At 48.4% G+C, this 277-nt stretch carries 1 protein-coding gene; it reads right to left on the bottom strand.

Annotated features, from left to right (window positions below; all coding sequences use genetic code 11):
* On the bottom strand, positions 1-186 hold a 186-nt coding region (locus AB1287_RS14235; RefSeq protein WP_435618198.1), incomplete at its 3' end, for a transposase.
* Positions 187-277 lie beyond the last annotated feature (91 nt).

Below are 277 nucleotides of genomic sequence, written 5' to 3'. Positions count from 1 at the left end.
CTCGGCCTGAGCATCTGACTGTTCTTTATTAGTGGATGAGTCCGGACCGTACTTCTTTATCCAGGCGTAAAGGCTGTGGGTGGTGATATCGAGACGTGTTGCAACGCTGGAAACAGAATGACCGCGATCAATAACCTGTTTGACTGCTTCAATTTTAAACTCTTCGGGATAACGTTTACCGCTCATGGGCACTTCTCTTTAAGTCATCTTAAATGACTCCGAGGTGTCTGTTAAACCCGTGGCGATTCAGCTCCGGTGCTGACCATAGGCAGGGAAC

The organism is Scandinavium sp. UTDF21-P1B (assembly GCF_040750395.1).
GTDB lineage: Bacteria > Pseudomonadota > Gammaproteobacteria > Enterobacterales > Enterobacteriaceae > Scandinavium.
This window is presented reverse-complemented; position numbering and strand designations above follow the sequence as displayed.